Below are 16,851 nucleotides of genomic sequence, written 5' to 3'. Positions count from 1 at the left end.
TTAGTTTGGGAATTTACCTTTTTAGCTGGGGGGTAAGTTCTCAAAGTAATTTCCACTTGCCTTACCAAAGTGGAAATTAGTCTAAAACGGATTTTTATGGTGGAATTAAGTGTGAGACTTTCCGTTCCATCGTTGAGAATATGGGAAAAGGCCCGTCAACGATTTCAAAGGAAATTAAGCGCAATCGCATCATGCATCCAACATCCGTCAAATCTGATTGCACGGATTGCCCACTTCTCAAAAAGCTCCTTATGTCTGTAACAACGCATTTTTTCTCATACTAAAAGCTAGGTTGTGGAAAACTGGAAGTTAGTTTTATATTGAATTGAAATAAGACATGAACAAATCTATTGGGAAAGTCAACTTAATTTCTAGAAATGTTTTAATAGCAACAACGTACTATTCTAGTTTCAATCTGCTATAGAAGTTACCCTTTTCATTCTCTCAAAAGTCAATCATAAAAGAGGAGAAATCGAAGTTTCTCCTCTTCACTGTTTACTATCGAATCAAGTAAATCAAATCGTTACTCATTCACAATTTTTTCATCAACTTTAGGGTTTAGAGTTGTTCCCCAATGTGTAATTGTACGCTGTTGTACTAGTGGTAAGTCTGTGCGGTTGTAAACTGTACGCCATGGTTCCCATACAAGACCCGTCTTTTCTTGAACCTTGATGCGAAGATTACGGACATTTCCTTTAAATTGAATCTCTGTTTGGAAGCCTGAAGTTCTGTTTTTTCCGTTATCTTCCCATTGACGTGAACGGATTTCTGGATTTCCTTGTTCATCATATGTAATTTCATCCCAATAGATGTAGTAACGCGCAACATAAGCACCCTTATGATGAAGTTTCAAGAAGCCATTTTTGTAAGAAGTAACCTTCGTTTCGATATAGTCTGTACTATTTTGTAAAGTTGCTTGGGCATTATCTTTTAGGAAGGCAGTCTTATATGAGATTGGCACAGCTGGACTTTGAGCGCTAAAGTTAGCTCCTTCTCTGATGAGTTCCTTCAAGTTTTCGACTGTTCCTGTGACAACTTTGGCGGCACCGCTAGCATTACCTCCTACAATTACCGCTGTTACAGAAGTATTCTTCAATAGACGGCTCCATTCAGAATTTGGAGCAATTGTTGCGCCTTTGATAACCGCATTGATAGCTGCTTTTAATTCAGTAGACTTACTTGTTGACTCAAACTTAACATAGATTTGACGTCCGTAAGAAACGTTTGATACATATACAGGTGGAGTTTGTGAATCAACGCCTCTTTGTTTTAAATCTTCAGGTGTCACACTCTTGTCAAATACAGCCGCTGGATTGGTCGGTGCATCAAATGTCGCTGTATAGTAGATTTGTTTGAAGTTTACAACTTCAATTTGCTTTTCACCCTTTTGCACAGCCTCAAAGTCAATCTTGAGCGGTGCACCTGCTTTTTCAAAGTCTGCACCAAATTTTGCTTTCAATTGGTTCATGCTATAGGCTGTAGTTGATTCATACTGAACACGGGCAGGAACGGAATGGCTAGATGAGTAATTCTTTGTCCATCTTTCAACCAAGGTATTCATCGCAGACTGCATACCACTAGTTGTAGGATCTGCTTCAATTCGGCTGTCAGACTGAATCATACCAGGTAAATCGACGCTGACTGTCCCCTTTGCACGGGCAAGACTAATCAATTCTGGCTGATTTTCTAGCAGATTTTGGTTTGCCTTATACAAGCCACCTAGGAAGACATTTTGATTTCCATTGATGGAAACATCTGCTGTGCCTGTAGAGAGGGTTTTCTTGATTTTTTCTACAACGACAAACTCTCCATTTTGTTCCTTAGCACTTGTGTTGTAGCGATTTTCTAAGGTTTCTCCCTTGCGAGTTAAAATATCCAAAGGATTATAAGTTAAGCCAAAAAGGTAGTCTTTCAATGCTGATGTTTGATCTACTACTGGTGCAGTTCTATCCTGTCCAACTTGAGTTGTTGCTGAACGGAATACTTCCACTTCTGCCAAGCTCAATGGGGTATTTTTAGTTTTCAACTCCACTTTTACATAACGAGCGTCTTTGGCGGTGAAGAAAACTTCAAGTTCTGCCTTCCCATTCAAACTATCAAAGTGTTGACGAGCAACTTCTTGTTTTGCTTCATTTAACAAAACAACATCAAAATTGGAAAGACGATTAGCTACATCCCCATCTCCACGATTGTAAAGTTTAACTTTTCCAACATTCTCTGTTTTTCCAAGATCAACTTGCCACCAAGCATTGTCTTCAAAGTTTGTGTGCGTTACAGAATGGTGCCCATAGTCACTATCAACATTACCATCCACTGCTCGTATAGCAGTTCCTCCATAAGCAGTAGAACTTTGACTAGCTTGTTTTCCACGAGCGATGTTTTCTGTCTCAACTGGACGATTCCCTTGCTCTGTAGCCAAAGCTACTCCCTGAGCGTTCAATAAAAAGGCCGCAACAACAGCACTACACACACCGAGTCCACACTTTTTGACAAAGCGATGCAAACGTTTTTCTTGATTCATTCCTTATTCCTCCGTTTTTAAATGAATACGTTTTCCTATTTGTCTATAGTCTATCAAATTTCAAGTAAAAGTCAAGCACAAACCAGCAAAAAAGTCAAGAAAATAAGAAGAAAACGTTTGCTGAATTTTTCTGATATTTTCTTTAGATTTCCAGTAAATACTATAGTTTGGAAACTAGATAAAACTTGAGAAGCGCTAGCTTTTTCTCTTCCTATTTATAGTTTCGCTAGATGAACTTTTTAAAAGAAATATTAGAGATCAATTTCTGAATAAAAATATCTGAGAACACATCCTCTTCCTAATAATACGTCTTGTCTTATGTGACATTTTTATCTCCACCATTTATACTGATATATAAAATAATACGGAAAACTTCTCAAAAGTAAGAATTTCTTTGACAAACCAAAGAAAACGCTTGCATATTATTTTGCTACATGCTATACTGATATAGAAATTTATTGATTGGAGAATCATTATGAGAAAAACACCAGCTCAAACTGAGAAAAAAATGGTCTACAGCATCCGTTCCCTCAAAAATGGAACTGGTTCTGTCCTTATCGGCGCAAGCCTTGTCCTACTTGCTATGGCTACGCCAACTATCTCAGCCGACGAAAGTACAACAACCACTAACGAACCCAGCAACGGAAATACAACCATCCTTGCCCAACCTCTCACTGATACAGCAGCTGGCTCTGGTAAGAAAGAAAGTGATATTTCTTCACCCGAAAATGCAAACGCTTCCCTAGAGAAAAAAGAAGAAAAACCTGCAACAGAGCCAACAACTCCTGTTGCAAGCCTAGCCGATTCAGCACCACAAACCGGACAAGATCGTTCAAATGAGCCAACCACTTCTGCTAGTCCAGTAACGACTGAAACTAAGGCAGAAGAGCCAATCGAAGACAATTACTTCCGTATCCATGTCAAAAAACTTCCTGAAGAAAACAAGGATGCTCAAGGACTATGGACTTGGGACGATGTTGAAAAACCATCTGAAAACTGGCCTAACGGAGCCTTGTCCTTTAAGGATGCCAAAAAAGATGACTATGGCTACTACCTAGATGTCAAATTAAAGGGAGAACAAGCCAAGAAAATTAGCTTCCTCATCAACAATACAGCTGGAAAAAATCTAACCGGCGATAAATCTGTAGAAAAACTAGTTCCAAAAATGAACGAGGCTTGGTTGGACCAAGATTACAAGGTTTTCTCTTACGAACCACAACCTGCAGGAACTGTTCGCGTCAACTACTACCGCACGGATGGCAACTATGACAAGAAATCTCTCTGGTACTGGGGAGATGTGAAAAATCCAAGTAGCGCTCAATGGCCTGACGGAACAGACTTTACGGCTACAGGCAAATATGGTCGCTATATCGACATCCCTCTTAAGGATGCCGCCAAAGAATTTGGCTTTTTATTACTAGATGAGAGCAAACAAGGAGACGACGTGAAAATCCGTAAAGAAGATTATAAGTTCACAGATTTGAAAAATCATAGCCAAATTTTTCTAAAAGACGATGACGAATCGATTTACACAAATCCATACTATGTTCATGATATCCGTATGACAGGTGCCCAACACGTAGGAACGTCTAGCATTGAAAGTAGTTTTTCAACACTTGTCGGTGCTAAAAAAGAAGATATCCTCAAGCACTCCAACATCACTAATCACCTAGGAAACAAGGTAACTATTACCGATGTTGCAATAGATGAAGCTGGTAAGAAAGTGACCTACAGCGGAGATTTCTCTGACACAAAACATCCTTATACCGTTAGCTACAATTCCGACCAATTTACTACCAAAACAAGCTGGCGTCTTAAAGATGAGACTTACAGTTATGATGGCAAACTGGGAGCTGACCTAAAAGAAGAAGGAAAACAAGTTGATTTAACCCTTTGGTCACCAAGTGCTGATAAGGTTTCTGTCGTTGTCTACGACAAGAATGACCCTGAAAAAGTGGTTGGAACTGTCGCTCTTGAAAAAGGGGAAAGAGGAACTTGGAAACAAACTCTAGATAGCACAAACAAATTAGGCATCAAAGATTTCACTGGATACTATTATCAATACCAAATCGAGCGTCAAGGGAAAACTGTTCTTGCACTCGATCCTTACGCTAAATCTCTCGCTGCTTGGAACAGCGATCTTGCAAAAACAGACGATGCCCATAAAGTGGCTAAAGCTGCCTTTGTAAATCCAGCCAAACTCGGACCTCAAGACTTGACTTATGGTAAGATTCACAACTTCAAGACTCGTGAAGATGCCGTTATCTACGAAGCTCATGTGCGTGACTTCACTTCAGATCCTGCCATCGCAAAAGATTTGACTAAGCCATTTGGTACTTTTGAAGCCTTTATCGAAAAACTAGACTATCTCAAAGACTTAGGTGTGACCCACATCCAGCTCCTTCCAGTCTTGTCTTACTACTTTGTCAATGAATTGAAAAACCATGAACGCTTGTCTGACTATGCTTCAAGCAACAGCAACTATAACTGGGGATATGACCCTCAAAACTACTTCTCATTGACTGGTATGTACTCAAGCGATCCTAAAAATCCAGAAAAACGAATCGCAGAATTTAAAAACCTCATCAACGAGATCCACAAACGTGGCATGGGAGCTATCCTGGACGTAGTGTATAACCATACAGCCAAAGTCGATATCTTTGAAGACCTAGAGCCAAACTACTACCACTTTATGGATGCTGACGGAACACCTCGAACTAGCTTTGGTGGTGGACGTTTGGGGACAACCCACCATATGACCAAACGCCTACTAGTTGATTCTATCAAATACCTAGTTGATACCTACAAAGTAGATGGATTCCGCTTCGATATGATGGGAGACCATGATGCGGCTTCTATCGAAGAAGCTTACAAGGCTGCACGCGCCCTCAATCCAAACCTCATCATGTTAGGCGAAGGTTGGAGAACCTATGCTGGTGATGAAAATATGCCTACTAGAGCTGCTGATCAAGATTGGATGAAACATACCGATACTGTCGCTGTCTTCTCAGATGACATCCGTAACAACCTCAAATCTGGTTATCCAAATGAAGGTCAACCTGCTTTTATCACAGGTGGCAAACGTGATATCAACACTATCTTCAAAAATCTGATTGCTCAACCAACCAACTTTGAAGCAGACAGCCCTGGAGATGTCATCCAATACATCGCAGCCCATGACAACTTGACCCTCTTTGACATTATCGCTCAGTCTATTAAAAAAGACCCAAGCAAGGCTGAGAACTATGCTGAAATCCACCGTCGTTTGCGACTTGGAAACCTCATGGTCTTGACAGCTCAAGGAACTCCATTTATCCACTCCGGTCAGGAATATGGACGTACTAAACAATTCCGTGACCCAGCCTACAAGACTCCAGTAGCAGAGGACAAACAACCAAACAAATCTCACTTGTTGCGTGATAAGGATGGCAATCCATTTGACTACCCTTACTTCATCCATGACTCTTACGATTCTAGCGATGCAGTCAACAAGTTTGACTGGACTAAGGCTACAGATGGAAAAGCATATCCTGAAAATGTCAAGAGCCGTGACTATATGAAAGGGTTGATTGCCCTTCGTCAATCTACAGATGCCTTCCGACTTAAGAGTCTCCAAGATATCAAAGACCGTGTCCACCTCATCACTGTCCCAGGTCAAAACGGTGTAGAAAAAGAGGATGTAGTAATTGGCTACCAAATTACTGCTCCAAACGGTGATATCTACGCAGTCTTTGTCAATGCGGACGAAAAAGCTCGCGAATTTAACTTGGGAACTGCCTTCGCCCACCTCAGAAATGCTGAAGTTTTAGCAGATGAAAACCAAGCAGGGTCAGTCGGAATTGCCAACCCTCAAGGACTTGAATGGACTGAAAAAGGCTTGAAATTGAATGCCCTTACAGCTACCGTTCTTCGAGTCTCTCAAAATGGAACTAGTCATGAGTCAACTGCAGAAGAGAAACCAGACTCAACCCCTTCCAAGCCTGAACATCAAAATGAAGCTTCTCACCCTGCACATCAAGATCCAGCTCCACAAGCTAGACCTGATTCTACTAAACCAGATGCCAAAGTAGCTGATGCAGAAAATAAACCTAGCCAAGCTACAACTGATTCACAAGCTCAACAACCACATAAGGACAATAATACTCAATCACTTCCATCTACGCCTACTCAAACTATTGTCACTTCCTATACTCCAGCTTATACAAATAAGAAATCGGAAACTCCAAATCAGACAACTAAAGCTAGTTGGAAACAAGAAAATGGCATCTGGTATTTCCATAAAGCAGACGGTTCTCTAGCTACTGGTTGGATAAAAGATGGAGATACTTGGTATTATCTAAAAGATGATGGCTCTATGGTAACTGGATGGGTCAAAGATGGCAATGTTTGGTACTTCCTAAATAGTAACGGTTCTATGTCAACCGGTTGGGTTAAGGATGGAGATACTTGGTACTATCTTGAGCCATCAGGAGCTATGAAAGAAAATCAATGGTTTGAAGTTTCTGGCAAATGGTACTATGTTGATTCATCAGGTAAACTTGCAGTTAATACAAGAGTTGAAGGCTATTTGGTCAATGAAAACGGTGAATGGGTTAGCTAAAACTGCTACTGTATAACCTTTGCATAGCTAGATATAACTAGATATAACTAGATATAACTAAGCACAACGATAACAAACTCCTGTTTACAGGAATTAGTCTCCTTGCCCTTCTAGGTCTCGGCTTCTTGCTAAAAAACAAAAAAGAGAACTAAACTAGCCCTCCTATAGAAAAATCCCCCAAGCATTAACGCTCGGGGGATTATTTTTTGTACAATATTTGTCGTCCTAATCAGCCTGATTAGGATTTTTTATTAAGCCTCTTTCATGGCAAAATAAGCCCGTACTTTTGGAGCCACTTGCGTGCCGAAGAGTTCAATAGCTCTCAGGACTTGGTCATGAGGCATGGAACCAAGCGGTAGATGGAGCATGAAACGGTCCAAATCTAAATCCTCAATCATGCGAATCAATTTTTCTGCCACCTGATCTGGATTTCCCACAAACATAGCACCATTTGGCCCAACTTGCTCCAAATATTGCTCATAACTCAATTCATGCCAGTGTGGACGGTCTTTGGAAATTGCATCCACCACTTGCTTGGTCGGATGGAAATAATCTTTTACAGCCTGCTCGCTATCTTCAGCAATCCAACCCCAAGAATGAGCTCCAACCTTTAGTTCCTGGCTAGCATAACCCGCTTCGCTCCCAATCTCACGATAAGCCTGAATCAACTTTTTAAAATAACGAGGGTTGCCACCAATAATGGCATAGACAATCGGTAGGCCTTCCTGAGCAATCTTCACTGTTGATTCGACATGACCACCTGTCGCTATCCACAAGGGTAATTTGTCCTGAACTGGACGAGGATAGACTTCTTTGCCAGAGAGTGTTTGGGTCAATCGCCCTTTCCAGTCTAGCTTGGTCTTTTCATTGACTAACTGAAGCAAGTCTAATTTCTCATCAAAGAGGGCTTCGTAGTCTTTCAAATCATATCCAAACAAGGGAAAAGATTCCGTGAAAGAACCCCTTCCGGCCATAATCTCCGCACGTCCATTTGACAAAGCATCGATAGTGGCATACTGTTGGAACAAGCGAATCGGATCCATGCTCGAGAGAATGCTGACTGCACTGGTCAAACGAATTTTCTTGGTATTGACTGCCCCAGCTGCCAGGACAATCTCTGGCGCAGATACCGCAAAATCCTCTCGATGGTGCTCACCAATCCCATATACATCCAAGCCAACCTTGTCAGCTAGTTCAATCTCTGCCACCAACTGACGAATGCGTTCGGCATGACTGTAAGTTTGCCCAGTCCCTTCAAGCTCCGTTGTTTCCCCAAATGTTGAAATTCCCAATTCTACCATTGTGATTCTCCCTGTCTATTTCTGTCCTTCAATTTGAAAAATTATTCTAACACGAATCTTGAGTACAGGCAACCAATTTGCTCACAAGAAAAAGCCTAGATAACTAGACTTTTTTAGCTTATTCTACCGTTACTGATTTAGCAAGGTTACGTGGTTTGTCCACATCGAGACCACGGTGAAGTGTTGCAAAGTAAGCGACTAATTGCGTTGGCACGACCATTGAAATTGGTGAGAGGTAAGGGTGTACAGTCGTAAGGACGATATCATCTGTCTCTTTAGCAACATTTTCTTCTGCGATAGTGAGAACCTTGGCACCACGGGCTGCGACCTCTTGGATATTTCCACGAGTATGGTTGGCAAGGACTGGATCTGACAAGAGGGCCAAAACAGGTATTCCTTCTTCAATCAAGGCAATGGTTCCATGCTTGAGTTCTCCTGCCGCAAAGCCTTCACACTGGATGTAAGAAATCTCTTTAAGTTTGAGACTTGCTTCCATGGCTACATAGTAATCTTGACCACGCCCAATATAAAAGGCATTGCGAGTTGTTTCAAGAAGCTCACGAACCTTGGCTTCAATGGTTTCTTTCTCTGAAAGAGTTGATTCGATAGACTGAGCTACGATTGACAACTCATGAACCAGGTCAAAGGCTTGCGCTTTAGCATTGCCATTTGCTTCTCCGACTGCTTTTGCCAGGAAGGCAAGGGCTGCGATTTGTGCTGTATAAGCCTTTGTTGATGCCACGGCAATTTCAGGACCTGCATGAAGAAGCATGGTATGGTTAGCTTCACGAGAAAGAGTTGAACCTGGGACGTTTGTCACTGTCAAGCTTGGGATTCCCATTTCATTAGCCTTAACCAAAACCTGACGGCTATCCGCTGTTTCACCAGACTGGCTGATAAAGATGAAGAGTGGTTTCTTGCTGAGAAGTGGCATACCGTAGCCCCACTCAGATGAGATTCCCAGTTCAACTGGTGTATCTGTCAATTCTTCCAACATCTTCTTAGAAGCAAATCCTGCGTGGTAAGATGTTCCAGCTGCAAGAATGTAGATACGGTCTGCGTCTTGAACAGCCTGGATGATAGCTGGGTCTACGACAACTTGACCAGCCTCATCTGTGTAGGCTTGGATGAGTTTACGCATAACCGTTGGTTGCTCGTCAATTTCCTTGAGCATGTAGTAAGGGTAAGTTCCTTTACCGATATCTGACAAGTCAAGTTCTGCAGTATAGCTAGCACGCTCACGACTGTTGCCATCATAGTCTTGAACTTCGACACTATCAGCCTTGACGATTACCAATTCTTGGTCATGAATTTCCATATATTGGTTGGTTTCACGAATCATAGCCATCGCATCTGAGCAGACCATGTTGTAGGCTTCCCCAAGACCAATCAAAAGTGGTGATTTATTCTTAGCTACGTAGATAACTTCAGGATCTTGTGAGTCAACCAAGGCAAAGGCATAAGAACCACGGATGATGTGAAGAGCTTTTTTGAAGGCTTCAAGAACTGAGAGGCCTTCTTCTTCCGCAAATTTTCCAATCAAATGAACGGCGATTTCAGTATCTGTTTGCCCCTTGAAATGGTGACCTGCAAGGTATTCTTCCTTGATTTCAAGGTAGTTTTCAATCACCCCATTGTGCACCAAAACAAAACGTTCAGTCTCAGAGCGGTGTGGGTGAGCATTGTCCTCAGTTGGTTTCCCGTGAGTTGCCCAACGAGTATGTCCGATACCAGTTGTTCCCTCAACACCAGCTGTCTTAGCAGACAATTCTGCAATACGACCAACAGCCTTCACCAAATGGTTCTCAGCACCACCTAAGACAAAAATCCCCGCAGAATCATAGCCACGGTATTCGAGCTTTTCAAGCCCTTGAATCAAAATATCAGTTGCATTTGTGTTTCCAACAACACCAACAATTCCACACATAGTATATACGACACAGGCAAGCTGTGCTTTCTCCTTAAATTGGTATAGTCTAATTCCTCTTTTATAGAATCAGCAAAAACAGTATATACTTGTTTCTTTCACTTGTCAAGAGTTAAAATTGGTATAGTTAAAATTCATCTCCTGTAAGCAAAAAACTCTGACCAATTAGGATAATCAGTCAGAGTCCTTTTTAAAATCCATTATTATCGCTTAATTCCTTGAACCAGTGCCCTGATTTCTTCAGACGACGTTCTTGCGTTTCCAAGTCTAATTCGACCAAACCATAGCGATTTTTATAGCTGTTGAGCCATGACCAGCAATCGATAAAGGTCCAAATTAAGTAGCCCTTACAATTGGCTCCGTCTTCAATGGCACGGTGCAGTTCACGAAGATGACCTTTTACAAAGTCAATACGATAATCATCTTGAATCATCCCATCTTGACGGAATTTTTCCTCTCCTTCAACACCCATACCATTCTCTGTCAACATCCACTCGATATTACCATAATTTTCCTTGATATTTTGGGCAATGTCATAAATCCCTTGCTCATAAATCTCCCAGCCACGATGAGGATTGATTTTACGTCCAGGCATCACATAAGGCTCGTAAAAATGTTCGGGTAAGAGTGGACTCTCTGGATGCTTAGCAAATCGAGGTGCCATAACACGCAAAGGCTGATAGTAGTTGACACCAAGGAAATCCACTGTATTTTCACGAATGAGCTCCAACTCTTCCTCCGTAGTATCAGGCAAGAGACCGTGTTCATGCAAGATTTCTACCAACTCCTGTGGATAAGTCCCCAAAACAGACGGATCTAAGAAAGATTGGGCCTGAAAGAGATCCGCAATACGAGCAGCCTTGACATCAGCAGGATGCTGGCTACGTGGATAAGCCGGTGTCAAGTTGAGGACAATCCCAATCTTGGAATCTGGCAAAAGTTCATGACAAGCCTTAACCGCCTGACTGCTGGCCAATTGTGTATGATAAGCTACTTTAACCGCCGCTTCTGCATCCACCTTATGTGGATAATGGGCATCGTAAAAATATCCAAATTCTACTGGAACGATTGGCTCGTTAAAGGTAATCCATTGATCCACTAAATCTCCATAAGTCTCAAAACAAAAACGAGCATAGTCTTCATAGGCTGAGACAGTCGCCTTATTTTCCCAACCGTCCCCATCTTCTTGAAGAGCAAAAGGCAGATCAAAATGATAGAGATTGACTAAAAGACGAATTCCTTTAGCCTTAATAGCCTCAAAAACCTTACGATAGAAATCCACACCTTGAGCATTGACTTCCCCACGCCCTTGTGGAAAAATCCGTGACCATTGAATAGAAGTCCGAAAGGCTGTGTGACCAGTTTCTACCAGTAGCTCAATATCCTGTTCCCAATTTTCATAAAAGGTCGATGTCTTATCTGGACCAATCCCATTATAGTAACGATTTGGCTCCACTTGGTACCAATAATCCCAGAGATTATCTCCCTTACCGTCACCAGCTACACGTCCTTCTGTTTGTGGTCCAGAAGTAGAGGATCCCCAGACAAAATCCTTTGGAAATCTTAGCATACATTTACCTCTTTATCTACTCATTTTTCCCATTATACAGAAAAAACAAGGTAAAAACTAGTTACATTTTTTCCTTGTTTTTCTTCTGATTATAGTTTTTATTTCTTGCTGAGAATTTCAAGCGTTTCGAGCAAGTTATCTGCATGAACTTCGATGGTATCACCAGTCGCTTTAATCTTCACTTCTACGATGCCATCAGCCGCTTTCTTCCCAACAGTGATACGAATCGGCAATCCAATCAAGTCACTATCGCTGAATTTGACTCCGACACGTTCATTACGGTCGTCTGTCAAGACTTCGTAACCAGCTCCCATCAAGCTTGCTTCAAGTTTTTCTGTCAGAGCTTGTGCTTCTTCGTCCTTGACATTGACAGTAATCAAATGCACATCAAATGGTGCCAATTCTTTAGGGAAGTTGATGCCCCATGCGTAACGGTATTCACCTTTTGGCGTTTTGTTAACAAAGAGACGAGCGTGTTGTTCCATCACTGCTGAAAGGAGGCGGCTGACACCGATACCGTAACATCCCATGATGATTGGCACAGCACGGCCATTTTCATCCAAAACATCTGCTCCCATGCTTGCTGAATAGCGAGTACCGAGTTTGAAGATGTGACCAATTTCAATACCACGCGCAAAGTTAAGGACTCCTTGCCCGTCTGGAGAAATTTCACCCTCACGAACTTCACGGATATCCACATATTCTGCAGTAAAATCACGGCCTGGGTTCACACCAGTCAAGTGGTAGCCATCTTCGTTAGCACCGACAACTGCATTGCGAACATCTTGCACCTTACGATCTGCAATGATTTTAACATTCTCTGGCAAACCAACCGGGCCAAGTGAACCAAATCCTGCTTGAACAACATTTGCCACTTCTTCTTCACTAGCAACGTCAAAGAAATCTGCTCCCAAGTGGTTTTTCAACTTGACTTCGTTGAGTTGGTCATTTCCAACTAGAAGGGCTGCAACAAGCTCACCATCTGCCATGTAGAAGAGGGTTTTAATCGTTTGTTCTTCTGGAACGTTGAGGAAGGCTGCAACTTCATCGATTGATTTAACATCTGGTGTTGCAACACGAGTCACTTCTTCTTCAGCGACAACACGGTTGCTTGGTTTGTACTCGTTTGTTGCCATTTCCAAGTTAGCCGCATAGCTAGATTCACTTGAGTAAGCAATGGTATCTTCACCAGAGACCATCCATTTGAGCAATTCTGCCTTGATGTCTTCTTGCACTTCTGTAGGAATTTCGTCAAATGAGGCAACTGACTTGTCCAAGACAACCCAGCGGTCAAGGTCTGTACGAGCAGGTGTAATGGCCATAAATTCTTGGCTGTCCTTACCACCCATGGCTCCACCGTCACCAATGATAGCCTTGAAGTCTAAACCACTACGAGTGAAAATACGCTCATAAGCAGCCTTATACTCATCATAAACACTGTCCAAGCTATCATAGTTAGCGTGGAAACTATAAGCATCCTTCATGATAAACTCACGTGTACGAAGAAGTCCATTACGTGGGCGTTTTTCATCACGATACTTAGGCTGGATTTGGTAAAGGTTAAGTGGCAATTGCTTGTAAGACTTAACAGAATCACGGACAATAGCTGTAAAGGTTTCTTCGTGAGTTGGACCTAGGATAAAGTCTGATTTTTCACGGTTTTTTAGTTTGTAAAGGTCCTCACCATAAGTTTCGTAACGACCTGATTCGCGCCACAATTCTGCACTGAGAAGGGCAGGAGCCAACATCTCCACTGCACCAATCTTATCGAATTCTTGGCGCATGATATTTTTAGCTTTTTCAATCACACGATTAGCAAGTGGTAGGTAAGAATAAACACCTGCAGATACTTGGCGAACATAACCAGCACGCAACATAAGAGCATGGCTGATAACTTGAGCATCGCTTGGCATTTCGCGAAGCGTTGGGATAGGCATTTTACTTTGTTTCATAATATTCCTCGATTATCTAAAAAAGAGTCGCATAATGTCATTCCAGGTCACAGCAATCATCAAGACAACCATGATGACCACTCCGGCCAAGGTGACATAAGTTTCAATTTCTTGTTTCAATGGTTTGCGGCGGATGGCTTCTAGGATATTGAGCACAATCTTACCACCATCCAGGGCTGGAATCGGAATAAGATTAAAAATCCCGATATTGATGGAAATCATTGCCAAGAAGTACAAGACATTCTCAATTCCATTTTTAGCAGCGTCACTACTTGCCTTAAAGATGGCAACAGGTCCACCTAGCTTGTTCAAATCCGGTTGGAAAATCAGATTTTTCAGAGCTGAGAGAATTCGGAGGGCCGAGTCAGCAGCAGTTGTAAAACCACCTACAAACATGGATAGAAAATCTGACTTAATCCCCGGTTGAACACCTAGAAGGTAACGGCCTTGACTTTCTTCCGGAGTAACCGTAACTTGTTTGTCACTACCCTTTTCAGAAATAGTCACATCCAAGGTTGGGGCCGTCTTATCTTTGGTTTCTGATTCCACAGCCTGAATCAAACTTTCCCAGTTGCTAATCTTATGTGAACCAATCTTGGTAATCTGTGCCGTTTCTGGTACTCCCACCTTAGCCAAAGCCCCTTGAGGCATGACATGGAACTGGTTGGTATCGACATCTCTGACACCACCCTGCATGAAGATTAAAATCCAGAAAACAACGACACCTAAGATAAAGTTATTCATAGGTCCTGCAAAGTTGGTAATCAGTTTGCCCCAGATAGTTGCATTTTGATATTGCACATCTAAAGGTGCAATCCGAACCTCAGTACCATCTGCTTCCACAACCGTTGCATCGTGATCCACTGCAAATGTTTTTTCTTCTTCCAGAACCAAGCCCTTGATAAAGAGCTTGTCTTCAAAGTCAAACTGGGTCACCTGCATAGGAAGAGCTGTTTGATCCAATTTTTTACCTGAAAGATTGATGCGTTTAACCTTACCATCATCAGTAAGCGTCAAACTGACAGGAGTTCCTGTCTTGATTTCAGTTGTATCATCACCCCAACCAGCCATGCGAACATAGCCACCCAGAGGCAAGATGCGAATGGTATAGGCCGTTCCATCCTTGCCAATATGAGCAAAGATCTTGGGTCCCATGCCAATGGCAAATTCACGCACTAGAATCCCTGATTTCTTGGCAAAGTAGAAGTGTCCGAACTCGTGCACCACTACAATAATCCCAAAAACCAGAATAAAGGTTAAAATTCCGAGCATAGTATTTCCTCCGTCTTTTGATTAAAAGAGTCCAAACAAGTGCATGATTGGAAATACAAGCAACATACTATCGAAACGATCCAAAACACCACCATGTCCAGGGATAAATTTCCCAGAATCCTTAACACCAAAGTGACGCTTAATCGAACTTTCTAGTAAGTCACCAAATTGTCCAGCAATGCTAAAGAAAATAGCAAAGACTGACATCTTGTAAATTCCATACGGAAGAGCGACTGTGCTGTCAACAATCATAAAGATGATAGTTACTAAAATAGCGCCTAAAATACCACCCAAGGCCCCCTCAAAGGTTTTATTTGGAGAAACTGTCGGAGCTAATTTTCGTTTCCCATAGTTCATCCCAACAAGATAGGCACCACTGTCTGTTGCCCAAACAATACACAAGGCTAATAATGCCTTATCTAAACCTGCAATTCTAGCATCTAATAGAGCATTAAAACCAAAGCCCACATAGAAACTCATAGCAAGCGGGAAAACAGCATCCTCAATTGTATAAGACTTGCTAAAAACGGTCGTTCCTAACATGATTGAAATCAAAACACTATAAGCAACCACATTCCCATCAACTGGCAAAAAAGTCAGGTAATTCTCCAAGGGAATGGTCAAGGCAAAGGTTGCAAAGAGGGTCAAGAGGCCCTCCATCGTCATGGTCTCTAGACCTCTCATCTTCAAAAGTTCATGCATGGCTAGCATAGCTATGATTCCAATTGCTATCTGAAGCAAGAGTCCCCCAATCATCAAAATCGGTAGGAAAATAGCCAGGGCAATTCCTGCAAACAAGGTTCTTTTCTGTAAATCCTGTGTCATATTTCCTCCTAAACTCCTCCAAATCGGCGATGACGACGATTGTAGGCAAGAATGGCTTCCTGCAAGGCTGTCTCGTCAAAATCAGGCCACAAGGTGTCCGTAAAATAGAGCTCACTATAGGCTCCCTGCCATGGAAGGAAATTACTCAAACGCAATTCCCCACTAGTCCGGATAATCAAGTCCGGATCTCGTAAGTCCTTAGGCAAATGCTGGGTGAAGAGATAGTTGCCAATCAATTCCTCTGTGATGTCACCTGGGTTGATTTTGGCATCTAAAACATCCTGAGAAATCAACTTAAGAGCCTGTGTAATCTCAGCACGTCCACCATAGTTGAGGGCAAAATTAAGAATCAAACCTGTGTTGTTCTTAGTCAATTCCTCAGCCTTGGTCAGAGCTTCAAAAGTTTGCTTAGGCAGGCGGTCCGTTTCCCCAATCATTTGAATCTTAACATTATTCGCATGTAGTTCTGGAACATAATTATCATAAAACTCTACTGGCAAGTTCATGATAAACTTGACTTCCTGATCTGGACGGGTCCAATTTTCCGTAGAAAAAGCATAGACCGTAATAACCTTAACGCCCAGTTTGTTGGCTGCCTTGGTCACAGTTTGCAATGCTTCCATGCCCGCCTTGTGTCCAAAAACTCGCGGTTGCATACGTTTTTTAGCCCAACGGCCATTGCCATCCATAATGATGCCGATATGAGCAGGAACCTGTGTCGGAACCTCTACTTCCACAGCCTTATCTTTCTTAAAAAATCCAAACATGATCTTATTCCTATTCAAAAATCTATCGTTTCATTATACCATATTTCCTCATTTTCTTCTATCACTAAGCTATTTATACTCTTCGAAAATCTCTTCGCTAACTTCTCAAAGTAACT

At 42.0% G+C, this 16,851-nt stretch carries 9 protein-coding genes and 2 pseudogenes; 3 read left to right on the top strand and 8 right to left on the bottom strand.

All coding sequences use genetic code 11. The features are described from left to right. Nucleotides 1-104: 104 nt before the first annotated feature. A pseudogene (locus HT721_RS08790) lies at nt 105-265 on the top strand (helix-turn-helix domain-containing protein); the annotation flags it as partial. 258 nt (nt 266-523) lie between these two features. Here the strand turns inward: HT721_RS08790 and HT721_RS08785 are convergent. Continuing rightward, nucleotides 524-2,521, bottom strand: coding sequence for a thiol-activated cytolysin family protein (locus HT721_RS08785; protein WP_173213347.1), 1,998 nt, complete (start codon nt 2,519-2,521; stop codon nt 524-526). A 475-nt stretch (nt 2,522-2,996) separates the two neighbouring features. Here HT721_RS08785 and HT721_RS08780 point away from each other — a divergent pair. Together HT721_RS08780 and HT721_RS11215 are read left to right on the top strand one after the other, a co-directional pair. Next, nucleotides 2,997-6,819 (top strand): annotated as a pseudogene (locus HT721_RS08780) (pullulanase). Beyond that, nucleotides 6,786-7,121, top strand: a complete 336-nt coding sequence (locus HT721_RS11215; protein ID WP_078137109.1) for an N-acetylmuramoyl-L-alanine amidase family protein — start codon at nt 6,786-6,788, stop codon at nt 7,119-7,121. The pseudogene HT721_RS08780 and the gene HT721_RS11215 overlap by 34 nt, the downstream one beginning before the upstream one ends. 251 nt (nt 7,122-7,372) lie before the next feature. Here the strand turns inward: HT721_RS11215 and HT721_RS08770 are convergent, their stop codons facing one another. The 7 genes from HT721_RS08770 to HT721_RS08740 all read right to left on the bottom strand — a co-directional run bounded on the left by HT721_RS08770 (nt 7,373) and on the right by HT721_RS08740 (nt 16,735). Next, nucleotides 7,373-8,422: an LLM class flavin-dependent oxidoreductase gene (locus HT721_RS08770; protein WP_173213345.1), complete on the bottom strand. Its 1,050-nt coding sequence runs from the start codon at nt 8,420-8,422 to the stop codon at nt 7,373-7,375. Between the two features lie 118 nt (nt 8,423-8,540). Beyond that, complete coding sequence (glmS, locus tag HT721_RS08765) at nt 8,541-10,349, bottom strand: glutamine--fructose-6-phosphate transaminase (isomerizing) (RefSeq protein WP_173213343.1); 1,809 nt, start codon at nt 10,347-10,349, stop codon at nt 8,541-8,543. A 190-nt stretch (nt 10,350-10,539) separates the two neighbouring features. Then, a complete protein-coding gene (gene bglA, locus HT721_RS08760) occupies nt 10,540-11,919 on the bottom strand; it encodes a 6-phospho-beta-glucosidase (RefSeq protein ID WP_173213341.1) in 1,380 nt (459 codons plus the stop codon). Between the two features lie 98 nt (nt 11,920-12,017). Further along, nucleotides 12,018-13,871, bottom strand: coding sequence for a proline--tRNA ligase (locus HT721_RS08755; protein ID WP_173213339.1), 1,854 nt, complete (start codon nt 13,869-13,871; stop codon nt 12,018-12,020). A 12-nt stretch (nt 13,872-13,883) separates the two neighbouring features. Further along, nucleotides 13,884-15,143 carry an RIP metalloprotease RseP gene (gene rseP / locus HT721_RS08750; protein ID WP_173213337.1) on the bottom strand — a complete coding sequence of 420 codons (1,260 nt, stop codon included), beginning with the start codon at nt 15,141-15,143 and terminating at the stop codon, nt 13,884-13,886. A gap of 21 nt (nt 15,144-15,164) precedes the next feature. Further along, on the bottom strand, nt 15,165-15,968 hold the full coding sequence (locus HT721_RS08745) for a phosphatidate cytidylyltransferase (protein ID WP_049524343.1): 804 nt from the start codon (nt 15,966-15,968) through the stop codon (nt 15,165-15,167). 8 nt (nt 15,969-15,976) lie between these two features. Then, nucleotides 15,977-16,735 (bottom strand): isoprenyl transferase, encoded by a 759-nt coding sequence (locus HT721_RS08740; protein WP_166736646.1) that lies wholly within the window; start codon nt 16,733-16,735, stop codon nt 15,977-15,979. Nucleotides 16,736-16,851 lie beyond the last annotated feature (116 nt).

It is taken from the genome of Streptococcus sp. 4094 (assembly GCF_013277125.1).
Lineage (GTDB): Bacteria > Bacillota > Bacilli > Lactobacillales > Streptococcaceae > Streptococcus.
This window is presented reverse-complemented; position numbering and strand designations above follow the sequence as displayed.

Bases quoted from the DNA above. Each gene is read 5' to 3' on its own strand.
- HT721_RS08785 (WP_173213347.1), bottom strand. From the start codon at position 2,521: ATGAATCAAGAAAAACGTTTGCATCGCTTTGTCAAAAAGTGTGGACTC.
- HT721_RS08770 (WP_173213345.1), bottom strand. From the start codon at position 8,422: ATGGTAGAATTGGGAATTTCAACATTTGGGGAAACAACGGAGCTTGAA.
- glmS (WP_173213343.1), bottom strand. From the start codon at position 10,349: ATGTGTGGAATTGTTGGTGTTGTTGGAAACACAAATGCAACTGATATT.
- bglA (WP_173213341.1), bottom strand. From the start codon at position 11,919: ATGCTAAGATTTCCAAAGGATTTTGTCTGGGGATCCTCTACTTCTGGA.
- HT721_RS08755 (WP_173213339.1), bottom strand. From the start codon at position 13,871: ATGAAACAAAGTAAAATGCCTATCCCAACGCTTCGCGAAATGCCAAGC.
- rseP (WP_173213337.1), bottom strand. From the start codon at position 15,143: ATGCTCGGAATTTTAACCTTTATTCTGGTTTTTGGGATTATTGTAGTG.
- HT721_RS08745 (WP_049524343.1), bottom strand. From the start codon at position 15,968: ATGACACAGGATTTACAGAAAAGAACCTTGTTTGCAGGAATTGCCCTG.
- HT721_RS08740 (WP_166736646.1), bottom strand. From the start codon at position 16,735: ATGTTTGGATTTTTTAAGAAAGATAAGGCTGTGGAAGTAGAGGTTCCG.